Source organism: Promicromonospora noduliphila, from assembly GCF_056951025.1.
In genome coordinates this window covers 1,906,994-1,929,876 of the sequence record NZ_CM167806.1, presented here as the reverse complement: position 1 = coordinate 1,929,876, position 22,883 = coordinate 1,906,994, and the positions used below count along the sequence as shown (strand labels likewise).

At 73.2% G+C, this 22,883-nt stretch carries 24 protein-coding genes; 12 read left to right on the top strand and 12 right to left on the bottom strand.

From position 1 onward, the window contains the following. Nucleotides 1-96: 96 nt before the first annotated feature. Entirely contained in the window at nt 97-450 is a 354-nt protein-coding gene (gene erpA, locus AC0QU1_RS08470) for an iron-sulfur cluster insertion protein ErpA (protein ID WP_020014294.1), read from the bottom strand. 144 nt (nt 451-594) lie between these two features. Further along, a complete protein-coding gene (locus AC0QU1_RS08465) occupies nt 595-1,194 on the bottom strand; it encodes a hypothetical protein (protein WP_483575898.1) in 600 nt (199 codons plus the stop codon). A 28-nt stretch (nt 1,195-1,222) separates the two neighbouring features. Here AC0QU1_RS08465 and nadA point away from each other — a divergent pair, with 28 nt between their 5' ends. The 3 genes from nadA (at nt 1,223) to AC0QU1_RS08450 (ending at nt 3,704) form a co-directional block, all read left to right on the top strand. Next, the gene (gene nadA, locus AC0QU1_RS08460; protein WP_483575896.1) at nt 1,223-2,437 is read left to right on the top strand and encodes a quinolinate synthase NadA; all 1,215 of its coding nucleotides are present in this window, start codon (nt 1,223-1,225) and stop codon (nt 2,435-2,437) included. A 25-nt stretch (nt 2,438-2,462) separates the two neighbouring features. Beyond that, nucleotides 2,463-3,053, top strand: coding sequence for a DJ-1/PfpI family protein (locus AC0QU1_RS08455; RefSeq protein ID WP_483575894.1), 591 nt, complete (start codon nt 2,463-2,465; stop codon nt 3,051-3,053). A 90-nt stretch (nt 3,054-3,143) separates the two neighbouring features. Next, nucleotides 3,144-3,704 (top strand): acyl-CoA thioesterase, encoded by a 561-nt coding sequence (locus AC0QU1_RS08450; protein ID WP_483575892.1) that lies wholly within the window; start codon nt 3,144-3,146, stop codon nt 3,702-3,704. A gap of 1 nt (nt 3,705) precedes the next feature. On the opposite strand, the gene AC0QU1_RS08445 is transcribed toward AC0QU1_RS08450, so the two are convergent. Next, nucleotides 3,706-5,088: a dipeptidase gene (locus tag AC0QU1_RS08445; protein WP_483575890.1), complete on the bottom strand. Its 1,383-nt coding sequence runs from the start codon at nt 5,086-5,088 to the stop codon at nt 3,706-3,708. A 92-nt stretch (nt 5,089-5,180) separates the two neighbouring features. Here AC0QU1_RS08445 and AC0QU1_RS08440 point away from each other — a divergent pair, with 92 nt between their 5' ends. After that, on the top strand, nt 5,181-5,762 hold the full coding sequence (locus AC0QU1_RS08440; protein ID WP_483575888.1) for a DUF3043 domain-containing protein: 582 nt from the start codon (nt 5,181-5,183) through the stop codon (nt 5,760-5,762). 42 nt (nt 5,763-5,804) lie between these two features. Here AC0QU1_RS08440 and AC0QU1_RS08435 read toward each other — a convergent pair whose 3' ends face one another. Continuing rightward, entirely contained in the window at nt 5,805-6,818 is a 1,014-nt protein-coding gene (locus AC0QU1_RS08435; protein WP_483575886.1) for an aldo/keto reductase family protein, read from the bottom strand. Between the two features lie 94 nt (nt 6,819-6,912). Next, nucleotides 6,913-7,614: a membrane protein YczE gene (yczE, locus tag AC0QU1_RS08430; protein WP_483575884.1), complete on the bottom strand. Its 702-nt coding sequence runs from the start codon at nt 7,612-7,614 to the stop codon at nt 6,913-6,915. A gap of 60 nt (nt 7,615-7,674) precedes the next feature. Between yczE and yczR the strand changes: the two genes are divergently transcribed. After that, entirely contained in the window at nt 7,675-9,183 is a 1,509-nt protein-coding gene (gene yczR, locus AC0QU1_RS08425) for a MocR-like transcription factor YczR (RefSeq protein ID WP_483575882.1), read from the top strand. Between the two features lie 45 nt (nt 9,184-9,228). Beyond that, entirely contained in the window at nt 9,229-9,813 is a 585-nt protein-coding gene (locus tag AC0QU1_RS08420) for an MMPL family transporter (RefSeq protein ID WP_483575880.1), read from the top strand. Here AC0QU1_RS08420 and AC0QU1_RS08415 read toward each other — a convergent pair. Genes AC0QU1_RS08415 through AC0QU1_RS08400 form a run of 4 tightly spaced genes read right to left on the bottom strand, consistent with a single transcriptional unit; the run spans nt 9,755 to nt 11,851 of the window. Further along, nucleotides 9,755-9,964 (bottom strand): hypothetical protein, encoded by a 210-nt coding sequence (locus AC0QU1_RS08415; RefSeq protein ID WP_483575878.1) that lies wholly within the window; start codon nt 9,962-9,964, stop codon nt 9,755-9,757. The two genes, AC0QU1_RS08420 and AC0QU1_RS08415, sit on opposite strands and share 59 nt — an antisense overlap. Then, nucleotides 9,961-11,049, bottom strand: a complete 1,089-nt coding sequence (locus AC0QU1_RS08410) for a quinone-dependent dihydroorotate dehydrogenase (protein ID WP_483575876.1) — start codon at nt 11,047-11,049, stop codon at nt 9,961-9,963. Before AC0QU1_RS08410 ends, AC0QU1_RS08415 begins: the two co-directional genes overlap by 4 nt. After that, nucleotides 11,046-11,492, bottom strand: coding sequence for a hypothetical protein (locus AC0QU1_RS08405; RefSeq protein WP_483575874.1), 447 nt, complete (start codon nt 11,490-11,492; stop codon nt 11,046-11,048). The genes AC0QU1_RS08410 and AC0QU1_RS08405 overlap by 4 nt, the downstream gene beginning before the upstream one ends. Further along, a complete protein-coding gene (locus AC0QU1_RS08400; RefSeq protein ID WP_483575872.1) occupies nt 11,492-11,851 on the bottom strand; it encodes a hypothetical protein in 360 nt (119 codons plus the stop codon). The genes AC0QU1_RS08405 and AC0QU1_RS08400 overlap by 1 nt, the downstream gene beginning before the upstream one ends. Nucleotides 11,852-11,981: 130 nt before the next feature. On the opposite strand from AC0QU1_RS08400, the gene AC0QU1_RS08395 reads away from it, so the two are divergent. Beyond that, nucleotides 11,982-13,520 (top strand): leucyl aminopeptidase, encoded by a 1,539-nt coding sequence (locus AC0QU1_RS08395; protein WP_483575870.1) that lies wholly within the window; start codon nt 11,982-11,984, stop codon nt 13,518-13,520. Nucleotides 13,521-13,526: 6 nt separating this feature from the next. On the opposite strand, the gene AC0QU1_RS08390 is transcribed toward AC0QU1_RS08395, so the two are convergent. Continuing rightward, entirely contained in the window at nt 13,527-13,880 is a 354-nt protein-coding gene (locus tag AC0QU1_RS08390; RefSeq protein ID WP_483575868.1) for an oxidoreductase, read from the bottom strand. Nucleotides 13,881-14,150: 270 nt separating this feature from the next. Between AC0QU1_RS08390 and lpdA the strand changes: the two genes are divergently transcribed. The 3 genes from lpdA (at nt 14,151) to AC0QU1_RS08375 (ending at nt 18,542) form a co-directional block, all read left to right on the top strand. Then, nucleotides 14,151-15,569: a dihydrolipoyl dehydrogenase gene (gene lpdA / locus AC0QU1_RS08385; RefSeq protein ID WP_483575866.1), complete on the top strand. Its 1,419-nt coding sequence runs from the start codon at nt 14,151-14,153 to the stop codon at nt 15,567-15,569. A gap of 29 nt (nt 15,570-15,598) precedes the next feature. Next, the gene (gene sucB / locus AC0QU1_RS08380; protein WP_483575864.1) at nt 15,599-17,476 is read left to right on the top strand and encodes a 2-oxoglutarate dehydrogenase, E2 component, dihydrolipoamide succinyltransferase; all 1,878 of its coding nucleotides are present in this window, start codon (nt 15,599-15,601) and stop codon (nt 17,474-17,476) included. A gap of 121 nt (nt 17,477-17,597) precedes the next feature. After that, on the top strand, nt 17,598-18,542 hold the full coding sequence (locus AC0QU1_RS08375) for a TIGR01777 family oxidoreductase (protein ID WP_483575862.1): 945 nt from the start codon (nt 17,598-17,600) through the stop codon (nt 18,540-18,542). 27 nt (nt 18,543-18,569) lie between these two features. Here the strand turns inward: AC0QU1_RS08375 and AC0QU1_RS08370 are convergent, their stop codons facing one another. After that, the gene (locus AC0QU1_RS08370; RefSeq protein ID WP_483575860.1) at nt 18,570-20,024 is read right to left on the bottom strand and encodes a serine/threonine-protein kinase; all 1,455 of its coding nucleotides are present in this window, start codon (nt 20,022-20,024) and stop codon (nt 18,570-18,572) included. 116 nt (nt 20,025-20,140) lie between these two features. Beyond that, nucleotides 20,141-21,229, bottom strand: coding sequence for a Gfo/Idh/MocA family protein (locus tag AC0QU1_RS08365; protein WP_483575858.1), 1,089 nt, complete (start codon nt 21,227-21,229; stop codon nt 20,141-20,143). Nucleotides 21,230-21,397: 168 nt separating this feature from the next. On the opposite strand from AC0QU1_RS08365, the gene AC0QU1_RS08360 reads away from it, so the two are divergent. Continuing rightward, the gene (locus AC0QU1_RS08360; protein ID WP_483575856.1) at nt 21,398-22,111 is read left to right on the top strand and encodes an HNH endonuclease family protein; all 714 of its coding nucleotides are present in this window, start codon (nt 21,398-21,400) and stop codon (nt 22,109-22,111) included. 32 nt (nt 22,112-22,143) lie between these two features. Next, the gene (gene lipB / locus AC0QU1_RS08355; RefSeq protein WP_483575854.1) at nt 22,144-22,872 is read left to right on the top strand and encodes a lipoyl(octanoyl) transferase LipB; all 729 of its coding nucleotides are present in this window, start codon (nt 22,144-22,146) and stop codon (nt 22,870-22,872) included. Nucleotides 22,873-22,883 lie beyond the last annotated feature (11 nt).

Sequence of the window (22,883 nt, the reverse complement as noted above, 5' to 3'; positions counted from 1 at the left end):
GTCCCGAACAACCCAGCCCCCGAGCAACGACGACGGGCCGGTCACCTTCAGGCGACCGGCCCGTCGTGCAACGAGTACCGCGCGGAAGACCCTCGATCAGGAGAACGACCCGCCGCAGGCACATGCGCTGCCCGCGTTCGGGTTGTCGATCGTGAAGCCCTGCTGCTCGATCGTGTCCTTGAAGTCGATGGTGGCGCCCTCGAGGTACGGCACGCTCATCTTGTCCACGACGACCTCGACGCCGTCGTAGTCCCGCAGTGCGTCCCCGTCGAGCACGCGCTCGTCGAAGTAGAGCTGGTAGATCAGCCCGGAGCAGCCACCCGGCTGCACCGCTACGCGGAGGCGCAGGTCGTCGCGGCCCTCCTGCTCGAGCAGGCTACGGACCTTGCCCGCGGCGACGTCGGTGACGTTGACGCCGTGGGTAGCGATGTCCGTGGTGGTGTCGGTCATGCTCATCTCCCGATCGTGTTCGACATACCGGTAGTCGATCTCTCAACGGTGCCAACCCAGTGGGCCGTCCGTCTGTTCCCCGTTTGCCGGTCTGTTCTCAGATCGTACGCCCACGGGATGTGTGCGCCCGTCATCCGTCCGGCATCAGCGTGCCCAGCCGGGCGACCAGGTCCTGGCCACGCGCGCGACGTCGCCGTCCGCCACCTCGTGCACGCCGCTCAGGCCCGCCGTCGACCACTCGCGCCTGCTCACCTCGCTGCGGTCGGTGACGACCACGACGGGGACGGCATGCGGCGCGGCAGCAGCGGCGGCCTCGACGGCCACGCCGCGGTGCAGTCCTTCGCCGTCGAGCAGCGTGACGTACGCCACGACGACGTCGGCGCGCGCCGCGGCGTCGACGAGCGCCGCGCCCTCGGCGCGTGGCAGGGCGGAGGGTGCGGGCCCGCGCGGGGCCGGGCCGGGCTGGGCGGGTCCCACGGCGTCCGGGCCGACGTCGTCCGGCCGTCCCACCGGGATGGCCACGCCCGCCAGGAGCACGCCGCCGTTGCCGTGCCCGCCGATTCCGGGAGCGCCGACACCAGGCCCGCCGGCCCCGCGCCCGCCGGCCGATGCCCCGACGCCGCTCGGCACCCGGACCTCGCGCGCCTCGGTGCGCGTGTGCGGTGCGGCCACGCGCCACGCGGAGGCGAGCCGCTCGGCGTCGGGCAGGGTCTCGGCAAGCAGCAGCACGTGCACGAAAGGCATCGTGGCACCATCCTGACCGCGTGTCATCATGGGGACTGTGAGCACCCTGCTGGCTGAACACTCCGGCTTCTCCGAGCCCGCCCCCTCCCCCCTGCTCCTGCTCGGCCAGGGCCGTGACCTGGCCTCCGAGCGCGGCGTGGAGTGTCCGGGCGACCTGCCCGCGCCGAGCGACCCCGACCTCGTCGACCGGGCCCGCGCCGCACGGGCCGCCCTGGGCAGCCGCGCGTTTGTGCTGGGGCACCACTACCAGCGCGACGAGGTCATCGACTTCGCCGACATCACCGGTGACTCCTTCAAGCTCGCGCGCGAGGCCGCCGCTCGGCCCGAGGCCGAGTTCATCCTGTTCTGCGGCGTGCACTTCATGGCAGAGAGCGCCGACATCCTCACCTCGGACGAGCAGCAGGTCGTGCTGCCCGACCTCGCAGCCGGCTGCTCCATGGCGGACATGGCGGCGATCGGCCAGGTCGAGGAGGCATGGGCGGTGCTGCAGGACGTCGGCATCGCCGACTCCACCATCCCGGTCACCTACATGAACTCCTCTGCCGCCATCAAGGCGTTCACCGGCCGGCACGGCGGCACGGTGTGCACCTCCTCCAACGCGGAGGTCGCGCTGCGCTGGGCCTTCGACCAGGTGGGCGGCGTCGACGGCACCGGGAAGGTGCTGTTCCTGCCCGACCAGCACCTGGGCCGCAACACCGCCGTCCTGGAGCTCGGGATGTCGCTGGACGAGTGCGTGGTCTTCGACCCGCGCAAGCCGAACGGCGGCCTGACCGACCAGGAGCTGCGCGACGCGCGGATGATCCTGTGGCGCGGCCACTGCTCGGTGCACGGCCGCTTCTCGGCGCAGAACGTCACCGACATCCGCGCTGCGGTGCCCGGCGTCAACGTCATGGTGCACCCCGAGTGCAAGCACGAGGTGGTCACGGCCGCTGACTACGTGGGCTCGACCGAGTACATCATCAAGCAGCTCGACGCGGCCGAGCCCGGGTCCTCCTGGGCCATCGGCACCGAGCTCAACCTCGTGCGCCGGGTCGCGCGGGCGCACCCGGACAAGCAGGTGCACTACCTCGACTCGACGGTGTGCTTCTGCTCGACCATGAACCGGATCGACCTGCCCCACCTCGTGTGGGCCATGGAGTCGCTCGTGGAGGGACGCATGGTGAACCGGATCGTCGTCGACGCCGACGACGCCCACTGGGCTCGCGTGGCGCTCGACCAGATGCTGGCCCTTCCAGGAATCTGACCCGGACCGGCCAAAGGACCGACCAGTGAGCGGCAACGGCGGGCTGCGCATCGGCATCTTCGTCTTCGACGGGGCGGAGGAGCTCGACGTCGTCGGGCCCTTCGAGGTGTTCGCCGAGTGGGCCTCCCACTCGCAGCTCCGCCCGTCCGCGAGCACGTTCTCGTGGGACGGCTCCGGGGTGCGGCTCGCCAAGGGCCTGCGGATCCTGCCGACGCACGGCGCGGACGACGTCGGGCCGCTGCACCTGCTGGTCTATCCGGGCGGGCTGGGCACGCGGCCCCTGCTGGCCGAGCCGGGGCACCTGGAGTGGCTGCGCCAGATCCGCAAGCAGACCCCGATCATGGCGAGCGTCTGCACGGGGGCCCTGCCGCTCGCGGCCGCCGGCCTGCTCGCCGGACGGCCCGCCACGACGCACCACGACCACTACGACGAGCTCACCGAGCTGGACCCGAGCATCCTCGTGGACACAGAGGCGCGGTACGTGGACGACGGCGACGTGGTCACCTCTGCGGGCGTCTCCGCGGGCATCGACATGGCGCTGCACCTGGTCGAACGGCTCGAGACGACGGCGGTGGCGCGGTCGGTGCGGAGCGCCATCCAGCACCCGCCGGGCTGATCCGCCGGCCCGCCGCGCTCCCTCCCGACGCGACGACCGTTCCCCGGATATTTACCCGATACTTCCAGTTCTCGGTATATCCTTCGGGCCATGGCTCGCATGCTCCAGCTCACCTGGTCCGGACTGTTCCCGCGCAAGGCCCGCCCCGGGCAGACGCTGCTCGACCCGTCGGTCACCCGGATGCGCGTCGGCCCCCTGGACCTCGACTCGTACCTGCACGTCAACAACGGCACGTACCTGCAGATGATGGACGTGGCCCGGAACAACCAGATCGCCGACCTCGGCCTGTTCCCCCTCGCCCGCAAGAAGGGCTGGGCCCCGGTGGTCGCTGCCTCGACCATGAAGTACCGCCGGTCCCTGCAGCTCTTCGACCGGTTCGAGATCACCACCCGGATCCTGGGCTGGGACGAGCGCGTGTTCTACCTGGAGCAGGTGTTCACGCGGGGCGAGAAGCTGTACGCCCGCGGCTACGTGGCCAGCCGGTTCCTGGACCGCAAGGCCAACCGCATCTCGCCGTTCGACGTGGTGCGGGACTCGACCGGCGAGGACCTGCCCTCCCCCGAGCTCCCCGCCGACGTCGCGGCGTGGGCTCGCGCGATGGACGTCGCCCCGCGCGAGTCCTCCGCGACGAGCCCCTCCGCCACCAGCTGAGCTAGAGGCCCTCGCCGATCTTCGCCAGCAGGAGCGCCTCGGCCAGGACCACCTTCTGCAGCTCGCCGAGGTGCACCGACTCGTTGGCGCCGTGCGCCCGCGAGTCGGGGTCCTCGACGCCGGTCACGAGGATCGCGGCGTCCGGGAAGATCTCGAGCAGGTCGGCGATGAACGGGATGGACCCGCCCACGCCGACGTCGACCGGCTCGGTGCCCCACGCCTCGGTGAACGCGGCGCGGGCCGCCCGCATCGCCGCCGTGTCGCCCGGCGCGAGGAACGCCTTGCCCTGCTCGCCGGAGCGCCAGGAGACCTGCGCGCCGAACGGCGCGTGCTTCGCGATGTGCGCCGCCAGCGCCGCATCGGCCGCCACCGGGTCCTGGCCCGGGGCGAGGCGCAGCGAGATCTTCGCGGTGCACCGCGGCGCGATCGTGTTGGAGGCCTCGGCCACCGAGGTGACGTCCATGCCGATCACGGACAGCGCGGGCTTGGCCCACAGCCGCCCGGAGAGCGTGCCGGTGCCGGCGAGCGCCACGCCGTTGAGCAGCGAGGAGTCCGCGCGGAACGCGGCCTCGTCGTAGTCGACCAGCGGCTCGGGCGCGGTGACCAGGCCCTCGACCGCGACGTCGCCCGCCTCGTCGTGGAACGTCGCCACGAGGCGGGACATCAGGGTGACGGCGTCGAGCACCGCGCCGCCGAACTGGCCCGAGTGCACGGCGTGGTCGAGGACCTGCAGCTCGACGACGCCGTCGACCAGGCCGCGCAGCGACGTCGTGAGGGCCGGGACGCCGATCTTCCAGTTGCCGGAGTCGGCCACGACGATGACGTCGGCCGCGAGCAGGTCCCGGTGCGCCTCCAGGAAGGCGCGGAACGACGGCGACCCGGACTCCTCCTCACCCTCGAGGAAGACGGTGACGCCGACGGGCAGGTCGGCGCCGTCCGGCAGGCCGAGCGCGCGCAGGGCGCCGAGGTGGGCCACGATGCCCGCCTTGTCGTCGGCCGCGCCGCGGCCGTAGAGGCGCTCCCCCACCTGGGTGGGCTCGAACGGGTCGGCGGTGTCCCAGGTCGCGGGGTCGCCCGGCGGCTGGACGTCGTGGTGGGCGTACAGCAGGACGGTGGGCGCGCCGGCGGGCGCGGGCCGGCGCGCGACGACGGCGGGGGCGCCGGGCGTGCCGTCGGGCCGAGGCGCGGTCAGGATCTGGACGTCGGGCAGGCCGGCGTCGCGCAGGAGCTGCTCCGTCGCAGCGGCGCTGGCGGCCACGTGCGCCTGGTCGAACGCGGCGGCCGAGACGCTCGGGATGCGCACGAGCGCCTCGAGGTCGGCCTGCAGGGCGGGGAACAGCTCGGCGACGCGAGCGCGGAGGGCCTGAGTGGTATCGGTGGTCACCGCCCCACGTTAACGGCTCGCAGCGACCCGCCGCGGTGAGCGACTAGGCTATGGAGGTGTTTTCCCGCAGCAAGACTTCGACACCAGAGGGCGTGACCCCAGTGGGCGACTCTCCCGACGAGGTGACTCCGCCGTCGGACGCGACGCCGACCGTCGCCGGCAAGGGGCGGCCCACGCCCAAGCGCAACGTCGCGCAGGCCGCCAACAAGCGGCCGCTCGTCCCGGACGACCGCAGGGCCGCGCGCAAGGCGCAGCGCGAGAAGTCGCGGATCGACCGGGAGCGCGCCTACCAGGCGATGCAGACCGGCGACGAGCGGTACATGCCGGCCAAGGACAAGGGCCCGGTGCGCCGGTACGTGCGCGACTACGTGGACGCGCGCTGGAACCTCGGCGAGTTCTTCCTGCCGGTCGCGTTCGTCTTCCTGTTCGCCACCTTCTTCACGCAGCAGTACCCGGAGCTCGCCATCGTCGTGATGCTCGGCCTGTACGGGTTCCTGTTCCTGACGATCATCGACGCGTGGCTCCTGTGGCGGTCGCTGAAGAAGCGCCTGACGGCCAAGTTCGGCGAGGTCCCGCGCGGTCTGCTGATGTACACGATCACGCGTGCCTACCAGCTCCGCCGGTCGCGGCTGCCCAAGCCGATGAGCAAGAAGCGCGGCGGCTACCCGGAGTGATCCCCGGGCAGCCGCCGCGCCGTCAGGTGCAGGTGGTGCCGGTCAGGCCGGACGCGTCTTCGGCATGCCCGCCAGCGTCCTGGCCGGGTCGCGCTCGACGATGCCGGCGAGGGCGTCGTCGATCCGCGTCATCAGCTCGGCCGGGATGGTCACGCCCGACGCCTTGACGTTCTCCGCGACCTGCTCGGGGCGCGAGGCGCCCACGATCGCCGAGGCCACGTTGTCGTTCTGCAGCACCCACGCGACCGCGAGCTGCGCCATGGACAGGCCGAGCTCGTCCGCGACCGGCCGGAGGTTCTGCACGGCGGTCAGCGTCTCGTCGTTCATGAAGCGGCTGATCGTCTGCGCGCCGCCCTTCTCGTCCGTGGCGCGCGAGCCGGCCGGCGCCGGCTGCCCCGGCAGGTACTTGCCCGACAGCACGCCCTGCGCCATCGGCGAGAACACGATCTGGGAGAGGCCGGCCTCCTTCGAGGCGGGGACGACCTCGCCCTCGATGACGCGCCACAGCATCGAGTACTGCGGCTGCGACGAGATGAGCTGGAAGCCGAGCTCCTTGGCCAGGGCGGCGCCCGCGCGGATCTGGTCGGCCGTCCACTCGGAGACGCCGATGTAGAGGGCCTTGCCCTGGCGGACGACGTCGGCGAATGCCTGCATCGTCTCCTCGAGCGGGGTCTCGACGTCGTACCGGTGCGCCTGGTACAGGTCGACGTAGTCGGTGCCGAGCCGCGTCAGGGAGCCGTTGATGGACTCCATGATGTGCTTGCGCGACAGGCCCGCGTCGTTGGGGCCCTTCGGCCCGGTGGCCCAGAAGACCTTGGTGAAGATCTCGATGGACGCGCGGCGCTCGCCCTTCAGCGCGTCGCCGAGCACCTGCTCCGCCGCCGTGTTGGCGTACGCGTCCGCCGTGTCGAAGGTGCTGATGCCCGCGTCGAGCGCCGCGCGGACGCACGCCGCGGCGACGTCGTTCTCGACCTGCGATGCGTGGGTGAGCCAGTTGCCGTACGTGATCTCCGAGATCTTGAGACCGCTGTTGCCGAGGTACCGGTAGTTGACCATGACCGCACCCTACGACAGGCCTTCGAATCGAATCGACCCCCTTGTTGGTCCCCGTTGGGAAAAGCGGGCCTCCCGCGATGCCACTGCCGGCGCCTCAGCGGCGGCGCCCGACCAGGCCCGACGGCGCGAGCCACCGCGCGGCCACCTGCACCACCGGGCCGACGCCGAAGGCGAACACGACGGTCGCCCAGCCGAACGTGCCGCCCAGCAGGATGCCGAGGACGACGACCGTGACCTCGATGACGGTCTTGATCACCCAGACGGGCCAGCCGGTGAGCTGCACCAGGCCGGTCATCAGCCCGTCGCGCGGCCCCGGCCCGAGCCGGGCGCCCACGTACGCGGCGGTGCTCACGCCGTTGAGGACGATGCCGCCGAGGACCAGCGCGATCCCGGCCGCGAGCCCGGGTGCGGGCAGCAGCCGCTCCACCGCCCACAGGGCCGGGTCGACCACGAGGCTGATCACGATGATGTTGGCGACCGTCCCGATACCGGGCCGCTGGCGCAGCGGGATCCAGGCGAGCATCACCAGCAGCCCGATCCCGAGCACCACCCACCCGTAGGCCAGTCCCGTGCGGTCCACGATGCCCTGGTCGAGCACCGCCCACGGCATCGCGCCCTGTCCGGAGTGCAGCATCAGCGCCATGGAGACGCCGTAGCCGACGAGGCCCGCCAGGAGCTGCGCGCCGCGGCGCGCGGGGTGCATCGCGACGGGCGCCGCGCCCCGCCCCGTCGACTCGGTAGGTGGTGCCGTGGGGATCGAGTCGTGGTCGGCCGGGCGGCCGGTGGTCGTCGTCATGTGCCCATCATGCGGACCATTGGCCTTGTCATCCATGGCCAATCACGCAAGAGTGGCCCCATGTCCGCCGCGACTCCCACCGTGCTGCGCCAGATCTCCCCGTCCACGACGGCCCGGCTGCTGGGCACCTGGCACGCCGGCGGACCGGCGTACGTGGCCCTCGCCGACGCCCTGCGCGCCGCCGTCCTGTCGGGCACGCTCGCGCCGCACACCCGACTGCCCAGCGAGCGTGAGCTGGCCGCGACGCTCCGGGTCTCGCGCACCACGACGTCCGGCGCGTACGCGCGGCTGCGGGAGCTCGGCTTCGCGATCAGTCGTGTCGGGTCGGGCACGGTCACCACGCTGCCGCAGGGCGCCGTCCGGCCGAGCCCGAGCAGACCGGCCGGCGGCGACGCCCCCGTGGCCGACGACGCCCTGCGGGTGGCGACCCCGGCGGGCGGGCCGTCCGGCGTCGGACACGTGGACCTGTGGCAGGCGACGCCGCCGGCGCCACCCGAGCTGCACGAGGCCTTCGCGCGCGCCCTGGAGGGGCTGCCCGCCTATCTCGACACCGGCGGGTACGAGCCGTACGGCCTCGCGCCGCTGCGCGAGGCCGTCGCCGCCCGCTACCGCGAGCGCGGCGTGCCGACGACCGCCGACGAGATCCTGGTGACCACGGGCGCCCAGCAGGCGATCTCCCTGCTCGCGCGGACCCATCTGCGCCCGGGCGACCGCGCGGTGGTGGAGTCGCCCACCTACTTCCACGCGATGGAGGCCATGCGCAACGCCGGGGGCCGCGTGGTCGGCGTTCCGACGGGACCGCTCGACGTCGACCTGCTCGCCTCGACCGTCCGCCGCGCCCAGCCGCGGCTCGTGTACCTCGTACCGGACTTCCAGAACCCGACGGCCTTCGTGCTGTCGGCAGGCGAACGGGCTGCCGTCCGGGAGATCGCCGACCGCCACGGCGTCACGGTCGTCGGTGACGAGACGCTGGTCGAGCTCGACCTGTCCGACGAGGACCCGTCCGGCGACCGGACTCCGCCCGCGTTCGCGGGGGACGGGACGTCGCCGCACGTCGTGTCGGTGGGGTCGGCCTCGAAGTCGTTCTGGGGCGGGCTGCGCATCGGCTGGGTCCGCGCGCATCCGCAGGTGATCGCGCAGCTCGCGCGGGCGCGGCAGTCGGCGGACATCGCGACCGCCGTGCTGGAGCAGCTCGCCGTGACGGAGCTGCTCGGGCGCCGCGCGGAGGTCGTGAGCGGCCGCCGCCGCATGCTGCGCGAGCGGCGCGACCTCCTGGTCGGCGCGCTCCGGGACGCGTTCCCCTGGGGGGTGCCGGTGCCGCCGGGCGGCCTGTTCTGCTGGGTCGACCTCGGCCGGCCCGTCGCGCAGGCCTTCGCGGCGGCCGCAGCGGCGGAGGGCGCGCTCGTGGCCGCGGGACCCCTGTTCACGCCGGACAACGCCGGCGCGACCACGCGCGTGCGGCTCACGTTCACCCGGTCACCCGCGGAGCTCGCCGAGGCCGTGCCGCGGCTGGTCCGGGCGTGGGGCCGGGTCACGGGCCGTCAGCGGTCGGCCAGCTCGCCCAGGTAGGAGCTGGCGGACTACCGCGACGGCATCGTCGAGCGCCTGCCCCTGGTGGCCGTGCTCGTCCTGGCCGTCACGTTCGTGGTCCTGTTCGTCATGACCGGCAGCGTCGTCGCACCGCTGACCGCGATGGTGCTGAACCTGCTCTCGCTCTCGGTCATGTTCGGCGTGGTGGTGTGGGGCTTCCAGGAGGGCGCGCTCGCCGGCCTGCTCGGATTCGTCCCCACGGGCGTCGTGGAGCCCAGCATCCTGCTGCTGATGTTCTGCATCGCCTACGGGCTGAGCATGGACTACGAGGTGTTCCTCCTGGCCCGCGTCCAGGAGGAGTACGCACGCACGGGCGACGTCGTCGGGTCGGTGCCCGCCGGGATCGCGCGGTCGGCCTCGCTCGTCACCGCCGCCGCCCTCATCCTGGCCGCGTCGTTCGCCGTCTACGCGTCCAGCGAGGTGTCGTTCATGCAGCAGCTCGGCATCGGCATGGCGCTGGCCGTCGCTGTCGACGCGACGCTGATCCGCGGTGTGCTCGTGCCCGCCGGCCTGCGCCTGACCGGCCGGGCGAGCTGGTGGTCGCCCCCGCTCAGGGGATCCGCAGCTCGACGCTCGGCGCGGCCTGGGTACCGTCGTGCAGCAGGCTAGCCCGCGCCGCCCCGGCCTCGGCCAGCTCGCGCCAGTGCTCGCCGAGCCACTGCTCGGCGTCGTACTGCGCGGTGAAGACGGGCGTGACGGGCTCGCTCAGGCGGCGCCCCTCGGCGTCGTCGAGGGCCCACTCCCACTGCGGACGGATCACTCGTACCTCCCACTTGCTGTCGAGCCGGCGGAGCGGGTCAGCGCACGGTTGATCTCCGACGCCCACAGCGGCCCCTCGTAGACGAACGACGTGTACCCCTGGGTCAGATCGGCCCCGGCGCGCAGGTACGCGCGAACGTCGTCAGCGCGGGTGATGCCGCCCACGCCGATGATGACCGGACCGGTGCCCAGGCGCTGCCGCAGCCGCGCGACGACCTCGATGCCGCGGCCCAGCAGCGGCGGACCCGACAGCCCGCCGGGGCCGCGGTCGTGGCCGATCGTGGTGTTGACCGCGACCACGCCGTCCAGGCCCAGCTCCAGCGCGAGGTCGGCGACGGCGTCGATGTCCTCGTCCGCGAGGTCGGGCGCGATCTTCACCAGGAGCGGCACCCGCCGGCCCGCGCCGGAGGACGCCGCGCTGGCCTCGTCGGCGGCCGCGCGCACCGCCTCGAGGATGGGTCGCAGCGACTCGGTGGCCTGCAGGTCGCGCAGGCCGGGCGTGTTCGGCGACGACACGTTGACCACGAGGTAGTCCGCCCAGGGCGCCAGCAGCCGGGCCGACGTCGCGTAGTCGGCCGCGGCGTGCTCCGACGGCGTCACCTTGGACTTGCCGATGTTGGCGCCGACGACGATCGCGCGGCCCGCCGCGGTGCTCCGCAGCTCCCGCAGCCGGGCGGCCGCCGCCGCGGCACCTTCGTTGTTGAAGCCCATCCGGTTGCGCACGCCGCGCACGTCGAGCTCGCGCCACATGCGCGGCTTCTCGTTGCCGGGCTGCGGGTGCGCGGTGACGGTGCCGATCTCGACGAACCCGAAGCCGAGCATCGTCAGGCCCCTGACCGCTCGCGCGTTCTTGTCGAACCCGCCGGCCAGCCCGAACGGCGCGGGCACCACGCGGCCGAAGAGGCGCACGCTGCCGGGGCCCCCGGCACGCTGCCCCAGGTAGGGGGCGACGGCGCCCTGCACGACGTCGCGCAGCACCGGCACCTTGCCCGCGCGCTCGATCAGCGCGAACGCGAGCTCGTGCGCCCGCTCGGGGTCCATCCGGCGGAACACACCGTGGAACAGCAGCGAGTACGGCCAGCTCATGCAGTCCTCTTCTCCGCAACGGCGCGCGACGTCCGCCACAGCCACCACAGCCCCACGAACGGCAGGACGAGCGGCACGTAACCGTAGCCCTGGCCGAAGCCGGACCAGACGGTCGACTCGCCGAACACGTCCGGGTCGGCGAGCGAGAGCGCACCGACCGTCACGACGCCGACCGCCTCGATCCCGACGGTGATCCAGGCGGTCACGCGCCAGGCGGGGCTGCCGATCGCAAGCGCGAACGTGGCGACCACGTAGACGGCGGCGGCGAGCGTCGACAGCGTGTAGGCCACGGGCGCCTCGCCGAACTTCACGGCCAGCTCGTAGGACGACCGGCCGAGTGCCGCGAACGCCAGGATCCCGTACACGGTCACCAGCGCGCGGCCAAAGCCCCGCCCGGTCCGCCGTCCGGCAGCGGGTCGCTCCGCCGCGGGTCGTTCCGTCATCACACCCCCGTCCAGATCTGCCACATGCGCCACTGGAGGAACGCCACGGTCAGGGACGCCGCGAGCAGCACCACGGAGCTCCACTTGGTGCGCTCTGCGAAGGCCCACGCCGCGGCGACCGGCAGGATCACCAGCGCGGTCGCGTAGTAGCCCCAGAACAGCAGCGGGTCGCCCGCGCCGGCGCCGGTGGCGCCCTGCACGATCGCGACGACGCCCTGCACGAGCACCAGGAACTCGATCACGGCCCCGCCCCAGAGCTGGTTCAGGATGACCGCGCGGTCCCTGGCCACGAACCAGCCGGCCCACCCGGCCAGGACCACGCACAGCGCGACCACGAGGAGCAGGAGGGCAAGGATCACGTCCCGCAGACTACCCGGCGGCCCCGGCGGTGCGGGAATCGGATCGTGCGTGACCTGCGCCTCCATCGGGCCGCCTCGGCCGGAAACCCCAGGGAACCGGCTGTCGGAGGCCCGGGTTACGATCGGCCTCGTGACCTCCGTTACCCTCTCCAGCAAGAATCCCACCGCCGTGAAGGCCGAAGCGCTCGTGGTGGCGACCGCCCAGACGTCGGACGGCGTGGCCGTCGTCTCCGACCAGCTCCCCACGGACCTGCTGACGGAGCTCGAGACGCTCGCCCCGCAGCTCGGCGTGACCGGCGCCAGGGACGAGGTCCGCAAGATCCCCGCCGGCGCCAAGCTCGCCGCCGACGTCCTGGTGCTGACCGGCCTGGGTGAGCGGGCCGAGGACGGCACGTTCGCCGCCGAGACCCTGCGCCGCGCGGCCGGCGCCGCGACCCGCGAGCTCGCAGGCCTGAAGTCGGCCGCGATCGCGCTGCCCGCCTCGGACGACGCCGAGATCACCGCCGTGACCGAGGGCGCGCTGCTGGGCGCCTACGCCTTCAACCGCTACCGCAGCGCCGGCAAGGACACGGCGAAGGAGCAGGCAAAGGCCGCCGCGAAGGACGCGAAGAACGGCAAGGACCCGGTCGCCGCCGTCGAGATCCTGACGCCGCTGCACAAGAACGCCAAGGCCAAGCTCGCCGCCGAGCGCGCCGAGATCGTGGCTGCCGCCGTCCACGCCGCGCGCGACCTGGTCAACACGGCGCCCAACGAGCTGTACCCGGCCACGTTCGCCGACGCCGCCAAGGCAGCGGCCAAGGACGTGAGGCAGGTCAAGGTGACCGTCCTGGACGACAAGCAGCTCGCGGCCGGCGGCTACGGCGGGCTCACCGGGGTCGGGCAGGGCTCGACCCGCGGGCCGCGCCTCGTCAAGGTCGCCTACACGCCGGCCAAGCCCGCCGCGAAGGTCGCGCTGGTGGGCAAGGGCATCACGTTCGACTCCGGCGGCATCTCGATCAAGCCGTCGGCCGGCATGGAGGCCATGAAGTCCGACATGGCCGGCGCCGCCACCGTGCTGTCCACCGTGGTCGCCGCCGCGAAGCTCGGCCTGCCGGTCGCCGTCACGGGCTACCTCTGCCTCGCCGAGAACATGCCGGGCGGCAACGCGCAGCGCCCCGCCGACGTCATCACGATCTACGGCGGCAAGACCGTCGAGGTGCTGAACACCGACGCGGAGGGCCGCCTGGTCATGGCCGACGGCCTCGTGTCCGCCGTCGAGGACGGCCACGACGTCGTGCTCGACATCGCCACCCTCACCGGCGCCCAGATGGTCGCGCTCGGCAACCGCACGTCCGCCGTCATGGGCACCGACGAGGTCCGCGACGAGGTGGCGGCCGCCGCCTCCGCTGCGGGCGAGCTGTTCTGGCCGATGCCGCTGCCGGAGGAGCTCAAGTCCAACATCAAGTCCAAGGTGGCCGACGTCGCCAACTCGGGGCCGCGCTGGGGCGGCATGCTCAACGCCGGCCTGTTCCTGCAGACCTTCGTGGGCGACCACCCGTGGGCCCACCTGGACATCGCCGGCCCGGCCTTCAACGAGGGCGGCGCGCACGGCTACACGCCGGGTGGCGGCACCGGCGTCGGCGTCCGCACCCTGCTGAGCTTCATCGAGGGCCGGGCGACGGCGAAGTAGTAGGCCCTACTTCGGCTTGCGCTGCGCGCTGTTCCAGTCGCGCATCCGCTGGGGGTAGCCGGTGAACCGGACGTTGTACACCGGCACCCCGAGCTGGTTCGCGATGTCGAACGCCGTGCGCTCGTCGGGCACCCGGCGGCGCGTCCACTCCCCGGTGCTCGCCACGAGCAGGATCGTGCTGGGGATCTGCGCGGTGGGCGGCTCCACGTAGGCCTCGACGCCGACACGGGACCCGACGAACTCGCCGAGGTGTGCCAGGGTCTGGCGGCGCGCGTCGCCGCCACCGGGGCGCGATCCGCTGCCGGACGGGGACCGTCGCTGGAAGAAACGCGCGAGCGAGCTACGGGACTGGCGGGGCATGGACCGAGACTACTAGCGAGACCGGCGCCGTCCTAGGCATCTCCACGCACATCCAGGGAACTCACAAACTCCTGTCACAGCCCCGTCGGCCGGTCAATGTCACCACGGTCACACCCGGCAAGCCGCGTACCCGATTGGGGCCACGCCCGCTGAAGTGTCAAGATGGCATGCGGCGCTCATTCTCCGCGCGCGGGCTGACCACAGCGTGCACGCGGAGGCCGCACCCCGCAGAGTCAACAATCGTCAACACAGTCGACGAGGAGCCAGTACGTGCCTACGCAGGACAACCCGGTCACGTTCGACGTCGTCGTGCTCGGTGGGGGCAGCGGCGGCTACGCCACGGCCCTCCGGGCGGCGCAGCTCGGCCTGAGCGTGGCCCTCGTGGAAGAGGGCAAGCTCGGCGGCACCTGCCTGCACGTGGGCTGCGTGCCCACCAAGGCGCTGCTGCACGCGGCGGAGGTGGCCGACGCCGCGGCCCACGGCGCGCAGTTCGGCGTCCGCACCTCGCTCGACGGCATCGACATGCCGGCCGTGCTGGCCTACAAGGACTCGGTGGTTGCCGGGCTGTACAAGGGCCTGCAGGGCCTGATCGCCTCGCGGAAGATCACGGTCGCCCACGGGCACGGCACGCTCGTGTCGCCCGGCGTCGTCGAGGTCGCCGCGGCGGACGGCACCACCTCCCGCTACACCGGCACCCACGTGGTGCTCGCGACCGGCTCGTACGCCCGGACGCTGCCCGGCCTGGAGCTCGGGGGCCGCGTCATCACCTCCGACGAGGCGCTCACGCTGGACACCGTGCCGAAGTCCGTGGTGGTGCTCGGCGGCGGCGTGATCGGCGTCGAGTTCGCGAGCGTCTGGAAGTCGTTCGGCGCCGACGTGCAGATCGTCGAGGCGCTGCCGCACCTCGTCCCGAACGAGGACGTCGCGCTCTCGAAGGCGCTGGAGCGCGCGTTCCGCAAGCGCGGCATCAAGTTCTCCCTCGGCGACCGCTTCGCCCAGGTCAAGCAGTCCGACGACGGCGTGAAGGTCGAGCTGGAGTCGGGCACGACGTTCGACGCCGACCTGCTGCTCGTCGCCGTCGGGCGCGGTCCGCGAACGGCTGACCTCGGCTACGAGGCGGCCGGCGTGCGCATCGACCGCGGCTTCGTGCTGACCGACGAGCTGCTGCGCACCGGCGTCCCGACGCCGGCCGGCGGGCAGGTCTGGGCCGTCGGCGACATCGTGCCCGGCCTGCAGCTCGCCCACCGCGGGTTCGCGCAGGGCATCTTCGTGGCCGAGCAGATCGCGGGCCTGGCGCCCGCGCCGCTCGACGAGCCAGCGATCCCGCGCGTCACCTACTGCGAGCCGGAGGTGGCGTCGGTCGGCGTCACCGAGGCCCGCGCAGCCGAGCTGTACGGCGCGGACCAGGTGGAGACCGTCGAGTACAACCTCGCGGGCAACGGCAAGAGCAAGATCCTGGGCACCCAGGGCTTCGCCAAGCTGGTGCGCCGCAAGGACGGACCCGTGGTCGGCATGCACCTGATCGGCTCGCGGGTGGGCGAGCTGATCGGCGAAGGCCAGCTCATCGTGGGCTGGGAGGCGTTCCCGGAGGACGTCGCCTCGCTCGTCCACGCACATCCCACCCAGAACGAGGCACTCGGAGAGGCACACATGGCGCTGGCCGGCAAGCCTCTGCACGCCCACAACTGACCGAAACGACAAAGGAGACCCTGCAGGTCATGTCTGAGAACGTGCAGCTGCCGGCCCTCGGCGAATCCGTTACCGAGGGCACTGTCACCCGTTGGCTCAAGGCTGTCGGCGACGAGGTCGCCGTCGACGAGCCGCTGCTCGAGGTGTCCACCGACAAGGTGGACACCGAGATCCCGTCGCCGATCGCCGGCGTCCTCGAGCAGATCCTCGTCCAGGAGGACGACACCGTCGAGGTCGGCGCCACCCTCGCCGTCATCGGCGACGGCTCCGGTGCCGGTGCCGCCCCGGCCGCCCCGGCGGCCGAGCCCGCCGCCGAGGCCACCGAGGCGCCCGCCGAGGCCGCAGCTCCCGAGCCGACCCCGGCCCCCGCCGAGCCCGCTCCTGCTCCCGAGCCGGCTCCTGCCGCGCCCGAGCCCGCCGCGGCGCCCGCCGCCGAGGCACCTGCCCCCGCACAGGCCCCTGCCGAGGCACCCGCCGCGGCGCCGGCCGGCGCGGGGACCGAGGTCCCGCTGCCCGCCCTGGGCGAGTCGGTCACCGAGGGCACAGTGACGCGCTGGCTCAAGGAGGTCGGTGACGAGGTCGCCGTCGACGAGCCGCTGCTCGAGGTGTCCACCGACAAGGTCGACACCGAGATCCCGTCGCCCGTCGCCGGGACGCTCCAGGAGATCCTGGTCAAGGAGGACGAGACCGTCGAGGTCGGCGCCGTCCTGGCGCTGGTCGGGTCGGGGGCCGCCGCTCCGGCTGCTGCGCCTGCGCCCGCTGCCCCGGCGCCGGCACCCGCCGAGGCTGCTGCCCCCGCACCCGCGGAGACCGCCGCCCCGGCGCCGGCCGCCGAGGCTCCGGCACCGGCCGCCCCGGCTCCCGCGGCGCCCGCCCCGGCCCCGGCTCCCGCACCGGCGGCGCCCGCTCCGACCGCTCAGGCGCCCGCCGCTCCCGCCGCCCAGGCCCCCGCCCCGACGTCGCCGGGCCGCACCATCGGCTCCTACCTCACCCCGCTGGTCCGCAAGCTCGCGGCGGAGAAGGGCGTCGACGTCGCCTCCGTCACGGGCACCGGTGTCGGCGGCCGGATCCGCAAGGAGGACGTGCTCGCGGCCGCCGAGGCCAAGGCCGCGCCGGCACCCGCGGCCGCCGCGCCCGCGGCGACCACGACGCCGTCGGCCCCGACCAAGCTCGAGGTGTCGCCGCTGCGCGGCACGACCGAGAAGATGTCGCGCCTGCGCAAGATCGTCGCCGAGCGCATGCTCGAGGCGGTGCAGACGCAGGCCCAGCTCACCACGGTGATGGAGGTGGACGTCACCCGCGTGGCGAAGCTCCGGGCCAAGGCCAAGGAGTCCTTCGCGGCCCGCGAGGGCGCCAAGCTGACGTTCCTGCCGTTCTTCACGCTGGCCGCCATCGAGGCGCTCAAGGCGTACCCGAAGATCAACGCCACGATCGACACCGAGAAGGGCGAGATCGCCTACCACCCCTCGGAGAACGTCGGCATCGCCGTCGACACCGAGCGCGGCCTCGTGGTGCCCGTCATCAAGAACGCGGGCGACCTCAACCTGGCGGGCATCGCCCGGCAGATCCAGGACCTGGGTGCCCGCACCCGGGCCAACAAGGTGACGCCGGACGAGCTGTCGGGCGGCACGTTCAACATCACCAACACCGGTTCGGGCGGGTCGCTCATCGACACCCCGATCGTCCCGCTGGGCCACGCCGCGATCCTCGGCACGGGCACCATCACGAAGCGCCCGGTCGTGGTGACGGACACCGACGGCAACGAGAGCATCGCGGTGCGCTCGATGGCGTACATCTTCCTGTCCTACGACCACCGCCTGGTCGACGGCGCGGATGCCGCCCGCTTCCTCACCGCCATCAAGAACCGGATCGAGGAGGGCGCGTTCGAGGCGGAGGTCGGTCTCTGACCGACGCCGTGGCGTCGGCTCGACCAGCGTCGCAACTGACCGTGGCCGGTCCCGGATCCGGGGCCGGCCACGGTCGTCCGTCCGGCGGTCACGCCCGCCCCGGGCAGGCTAGATTCGCCGCATGGACGTAGTGGTGGCCGGCTCGCACGGTCTCATCGGTTCCGCGCTGGTCGCGAACCTCCTTGCCGACGGACACCGCGTGCGGCGCCTGGTCCGCCGCGGCACCGACCAGCCGAGCCCGACCGCCGCCACGGGCACAACGGGCACGGACAGCGCAGGCACGGACGGCGTCCGGAACCTGCCGTGGGACCCGCGAACGGGCGAGCTGGACCCGACCGCCCTGGAGGGCGCGGACGCCGTCGTGAACCTGGCCGGGGCGGGGATCGGCGACCACCGCTGGACCCGGGCCTACAAGCAGACGCTCGTCGGCTCGCGCACCACCACCACGAGCCTGCTCGCCCGCACCATCGCGCGGCTGGAGACGCCGCCCGTGCTGGTGAACGCCTCCGCGATCGGGGCGTACGGGAACCGCGGGGACGAGGTGCTCACCGAGGCGTCCGAACGCGGGGACGACTTTCTCGCGGGCCTCGTCAAGGCGTGGGAGAACGCGACGGCGCCCGCTGCGGACGCCGGGGCGCGCGTCGTCTGGCTGCGCAGCGGCCTGGTGCTCGCGCCGTCGGGCGGCGCACTCGGCAGGCTGCTGCCCCTCCTGCGCCTCGGCCTCGGGGGCCCGCTCGGCACCGGGCACCAGTGGTGGAGCTGGATCACCCTGACCGACGAGGTGGCGGCGATCCGGCACGTCATCGGCGCCGAGGTGCGCGGCCCGGTCAACGCGGTGGCGCCGGAGCCCACCACGAACCGGGCCCTGACCCGCGCGCTCGCCCAGGAGCTGCACCGGCCCGCGGCGCTGGCCGTGCCAAGGTTCGCGCTGCGGATCGCCCTCGGCCAGTTTGCCGGCGACCTCGTGGCCTCCCAGCGGGTGGTGCCCGGCGTGCTGAGCCGGACCGGCTTCACCTGGACGCACACGAGCCCGCGGGAGGCGGCCCGCTGGGTCGTGCACCCGTGAGCGGCGCCTGCACCCGTGAGGGCCGGGTCAGCGGACCTCGCTGACCCGCCAGCCGCCCGGCGTCCACACCAGGGTCAGGTCGGCCGACTCCTGCGATGCGGGCACCACCGTCTCGCCGTCCTCGGACACCTGCATGTGCGCGGTGATCGTGTACTCGATCCGGATGACCGCCTCGATGGGCGTGCTCTCGGTCGCCCGCTCCCCCTCGGCGGCCGCCGTCTCGGAGGTCTGGCGGGACGCCGTGGTCGCGCTGTGCAGGTCCGACGCGGCACCGGGGCCCATCGTCACGACCTCCGTCGACTTCACGTCGGCGGACGCGCCGACCACCTGCGCGCCGTTCCGCTCCAGCTCGTCGAGGATCTGCTGGTCGGCCAGGTAGGCCGGCGAGCCCTCCACGTTGACGGTGCTGATGTCGGACACCGCGCCCGCCAGCAGCGCCAGACGGCGCTCGGTGAGCTCGACGGCAGCACCGGCCGGATCCTTGGCGTTGCTCACCGGGTTGATGCCGCCCCAGCGCGGAGTCGACGCCGTCGGCGAGGGGGCTGCCACCGCCGGCTCCTCGCCGCCGAAGGCCTCGGGCAGGGCCGTGACCCCGACCGTGATGCCCGCGACGAGGCCCGCCGCGACCATGGCCGTCGCGAACACCGAGCCGCTGGTGATCCGCGACCGGGCGGCCTGGCCGGCCGGCTGTGCCGCCCCCGGCCTGCCGGAGACCGGCATCGTCGCCCGGCGCCGCGCCCCCCAGGACCTGGCGTCGACGGCCGCGATGGACCCGGTCAGCGTCTTGGCGGCCGAGCGCCACGCGGACGGCGTGTGCGCGCCGAGCGGGACGTGGCCCGCGAGGGCCACGGGACCGCTGAGGGCCGCCGAGACCAGCGCGGAACCGTGCGGCAGCCGGACCGGCTCGGGCTTGACCGCCTTGTCCGCGAGCGCGGCGAGCGTGCCCGGCTCAGGCCGGTCGCGCGGGTCCTCCGCACGGGCGCGGGCCAGCACGGCGCGCAGCGCCTCGTCGGCCTCGGAGTCCAGGCTGGGGCCGGGGAAGCCCAGCACCGACTCGACGAGCGTCGCCAGCGACGTCACGTCGACCGGGTCGTCGCTGTGGTCGGGGAGCGTCACGCGGGGGCGCAGCATGGCGCTGCCGTCGCTGCGCAGCAGCACGTCGGTCGGCCGGACGCCGCCGTGGACGAGGCCCACGCTGTGCAGCGCCGCGAGCGCCTGCGCGATGGCGACGGTGATCCCCGAGCCCTCGGCGGCGGTCAGCGGGCCGCGCGAGCCGACGGCGGTCGGGAGGTCGACCGCCCCGGTCCGCGAGAGCCGGACGTCGAGGTTGTCCGGGCCGTTCGGGGAGATGGCGATGAGCGGCACCAGGTGCGGGTGGTCCAGTGTCGCGAGGGTGTCCAGACGGCGCACCAAGAGATCCCGCGCTGCGGCCTCGCTGGGGACGGCAACGCGGACCAGTTCTGCGGATTCGATGTAGTGCACCCGTTCATCAGAACCCCGCGGTCCGGAGCCCGCCCTTTATCCACAGGATTTGCCGAATCGAGCACCCTGTGGGTGAACACCCGAATGCATGGACCGCCCGGGTGTCGCCGACCGCCTCACACGTCGACGAGCCGGCCTTCCTTGGCCGACACACGGGCCGCGTCGAGCACCTCGGCGGTCCGGACGGCGTCGGCCGGGTCGACGGGGATGTCCCCCTCGCCCACCAGCCACTCGGCGACGGCGGGGTAGAAGTCCGCGTGCCCGCCGGGCGGCTGCGGCACCGCCGTCCGCTCCCGGCCGCGGACGAGCCAGCCGAGGGTGCCCTCCGGCTGTTCGCCGTCGAGCACGTCGAAGGGTGACGCGTCGCCCTCGAACGAGTTCACCAGGTACGCGCCGCCGTCGCCGAGGACGCGCGTGCGCGGGCCGGGGGCGCCGACCAGGGAGCCCGCCCACAGCCGGGAGACGACGCCCTTGGCGGGCGGCTCGACGCCGAACAGGACGTCGGCGGCCGCGGCGCGCCCCGGGACGGCGCCCGGCTCGCTGCCCGGCGCGGCGTGGTGCAGCACGAGGAAGACGTCGTCCTCTGTGGGCGTCGAGAGCGCCCGGGCCTCGGCGTACACGGCGACGACCGGTCCGAAGAGCTGTGTCGCCGAGTCCACGAGGTGCGTACCGAGGTCGAGCAGGAGCCCGCCGCCCACGGCGTCGTTCTCCTTCCACCGCTGCTGCGGCTTGGGCCGCCACCGCTCCCAGCGGCGCTCGAAGGTGTGCACCCGGCCCAGGTCGCCGCGCTTCAGCAGGGCCGCGAGGGTGAGCTGCTCGGGATCCCAGCGCCGGTTGTGGAACACGGTGAACGGTGTGCCCGACGACGACGCCGCGCTCACCACCCGCCGTGCCTCGGCCGCCGTCGTCGCTATGGGCTTGTCCAGCACGAAGGGCTTGCCCGAAAGGGAGACAGCGTTCGCGTGGTCCGCGTGCAGCGCGGACGGGCTGGCGATGACCACGAGGTCGTAGAGGCCGGCCTCTGCGAGCATCGACGGCAGGTCGTTGAACAGCCGGGCGCCCGGCCAGTCGCCGGCGGCTTGGACACGCCGTCCGGGGTCGCGCGCGACAACCGCCGTTACCGACATTCCCGCAGCTCGCGCCAGGCGGGCGTGAATTTGCCTGCCCGCACCCCCGTACCCGACAATCCCGATCCGTAGAGCCATGGCCCCATGGTGCCCCGCAGGACGCGACGACGCGAGATCACTGGTCAGCGGCTTAAGCGGCGTAACACAACTCTGGCAGACTGGGGCAAGAGGTACGTTTCACACGTTATTTCTCTTGTCCGGCCTCGTTCGGCCTGGACAACACCGGCCGACAGAATGAGGGGGCTCGTGTCCGCCACAGCCAAGAAGTCCAGCCAGACTCGCAAGACCCTGCAGCTCGTGCTCATCGCCGTGGCGGCCCTCGTGCTCGCCGGCAACTTCGTGGTCAAGTCCCTGGGCGACGACGTCGCCCCCGCCGAGGGCGCGGAGGGCTCGGCTCTCGCGGCGCTGGAGGACCTCACGGTCCAGGAACCGGCGACCGAGGCCGGCTACGACCGCGAGGCCGACTTCGGCAGCGCCTGGCAGGACGTCGACGACAACGGCTGCGACACCCGCAACGACATGCTCCAGCGGGACCTCGAGGACATCGAGCTGACCGAGGGCGACTCGTGCGAGGTCGCCTCCGGCACGCTCGACGACCCGTACACGGGCGAGACGATCAGCTTCGAGCGCGGCGAGAACTCCGGCGACGTGCAGATCGACCACGTCGTGGCCCTGATGAACGCCTGGACCACCGGCGCGGCCGACTGGGACGAGGACAAGCGCGTCCAGATCGCGAACGACCCGCTCAACCTCGTGGCGTCCGACGGCCCGGCCAACATGGGCAAGGGGGCGCAGGACGCCTCCGAGTGGCTGCCCGAGAACCAGGCGTACCGCTGCGAGTACGTCGCCCGGCAGATCGCGGTCAAGGCCAAGTACGAGCTGTGGGTCACGCCCCAGGAGCACGACGCGATGGCGGAGGTCCTGACGACCTGCCCGGCGGAACCGCTCCCGACCTCCTGAGCCGGTGCGGCGGCGGGCTTAGGGTGGCGGGCATGGACATTCGTCATCTCGCCGGGCACGTCGAGTACCACGAGGGCTGGGACCTGCAGCGCAGCACGCACGAGGCCGTCCGTACCGAGGAACAGGCGGACACCCTCTTCTTCCTGGAGCACGAGTCCGTCTACACGGCGGGTGCGCGCACGCACCGCGACGAGTTCCCGACCGACGGCACCGAGGTCATCAAGGTCGACCGCGGCGGCAAGATCACCTGGCACGGGCCGGGCCAGATCGTCGCCTACCCGATCGTCAAGCTGGCCAAGCCGTTCGACGTCGTCGAGTACGTCCGCACGCTGGAGCAGGCGGTGATGGACGTGTGCGCGGCGCTCGGCGTCGAGACCATGCGCGTCGAGGGACGGTCCGGCGTCTGGGTGGCCGCCGACTCCCCCGACCTGCCGAGCCCCCGGCGCGAGCGCAAGGTGTGCGCCATCGGCGCGCGGGTCGCCAAGGGCGTCACCATGCACGGCCTGGCCCTGAACTGCGACTCCGACCTGACCGCGTTCGAGCACATCGTGCCCTGCGGGATCGACGACGCCGACGTCACGTCGCTGACCGCCGAGCTGGGCCGGCGGGTCACCGTCGACGAGGTGCGTCCCCTGCTGGAGGCGGCCCTCGTCGAGCACCTCGCACCCCTTCTCTCGCGCGGTGACGCGCCGTCGTCGGCCGGGACACCAGTCGGCCCGGCCGAGCGGACGCCGGCCGAAGCGGTCCCCGCGACCGCGTGACGAACGCCACT

Coding starts and splice junctions, on each gene's coding strand:
- erpA (WP_020014294.1), bottom strand. CDS start 450: ATGACCGACACCACCACGGACATCGCTACCCACGGCGTCAACGTCACC.
- AC0QU1_RS08465 (WP_483575898.1), bottom strand. CDS start 1,194: ATGCCTTTCGTGCACGTGCTGCTGCTTGCCGAGACCCTGCCCGACGCC.
- nadA (WP_483575896.1), top strand. CDS start 1,223: ATGGGGACTGTGAGCACCCTGCTGGCTGAACACTCCGGCTTCTCCGAG.
- AC0QU1_RS08450 (WP_483575892.1), top strand. CDS start 3,144: ATGGCTCGCATGCTCCAGCTCACCTGGTCCGGACTGTTCCCGCGCAAG.
- AC0QU1_RS08435 (WP_483575886.1), bottom strand. CDS start 6,818: ATGGTCAACTACCGGTACCTCGGCAACAGCGGTCTCAAGATCTCGGAG.
- yczE (WP_483575884.1), bottom strand. CDS start 7,614: ATGACGACGACCACCGGCCGCCCGGCCGACCACGACTCGATCCCCACG.
- yczR (WP_483575882.1), top strand. CDS start 7,675: ATGTCCGCCGCGACTCCCACCGTGCTGCGCCAGATCTCCCCGTCCACG.
- AC0QU1_RS08410 (WP_483575876.1), bottom strand. CDS start 11,049: ATGAGCTGGCCGTACTCGCTGCTGTTCCACGGTGTGTTCCGCCGGATG.
- AC0QU1_RS08405 (WP_483575874.1), bottom strand. CDS start 11,492: ATGACGGAACGACCCGCGGCGGAGCGACCCGCTGCCGGACGGCGGACC.
- AC0QU1_RS08390 (WP_483575868.1), bottom strand. CDS start 13,880: ATGCCCCGCCAGTCCCGTAGCTCGCTCGCGCGTTTCTTCCAGCGACGG.
- sucB (WP_483575864.1), top strand. CDS start 15,599: ATGTCTGAGAACGTGCAGCTGCCGGCCCTCGGCGAATCCGTTACCGAG.
- AC0QU1_RS08375 (WP_483575862.1), top strand. CDS start 17,598: ATGGACGTAGTGGTGGCCGGCTCGCACGGTCTCATCGGTTCCGCGCTG.
- AC0QU1_RS08365 (WP_483575858.1), bottom strand. CDS start 21,229: ATGGCTCTACGGATCGGGATTGTCGGGTACGGGGGTGCGGGCAGGCAA.
- lipB (WP_483575854.1), top strand. CDS start 22,144: ATGGACATTCGTCATCTCGCCGGGCACGTCGAGTACCACGAGGGCTGG.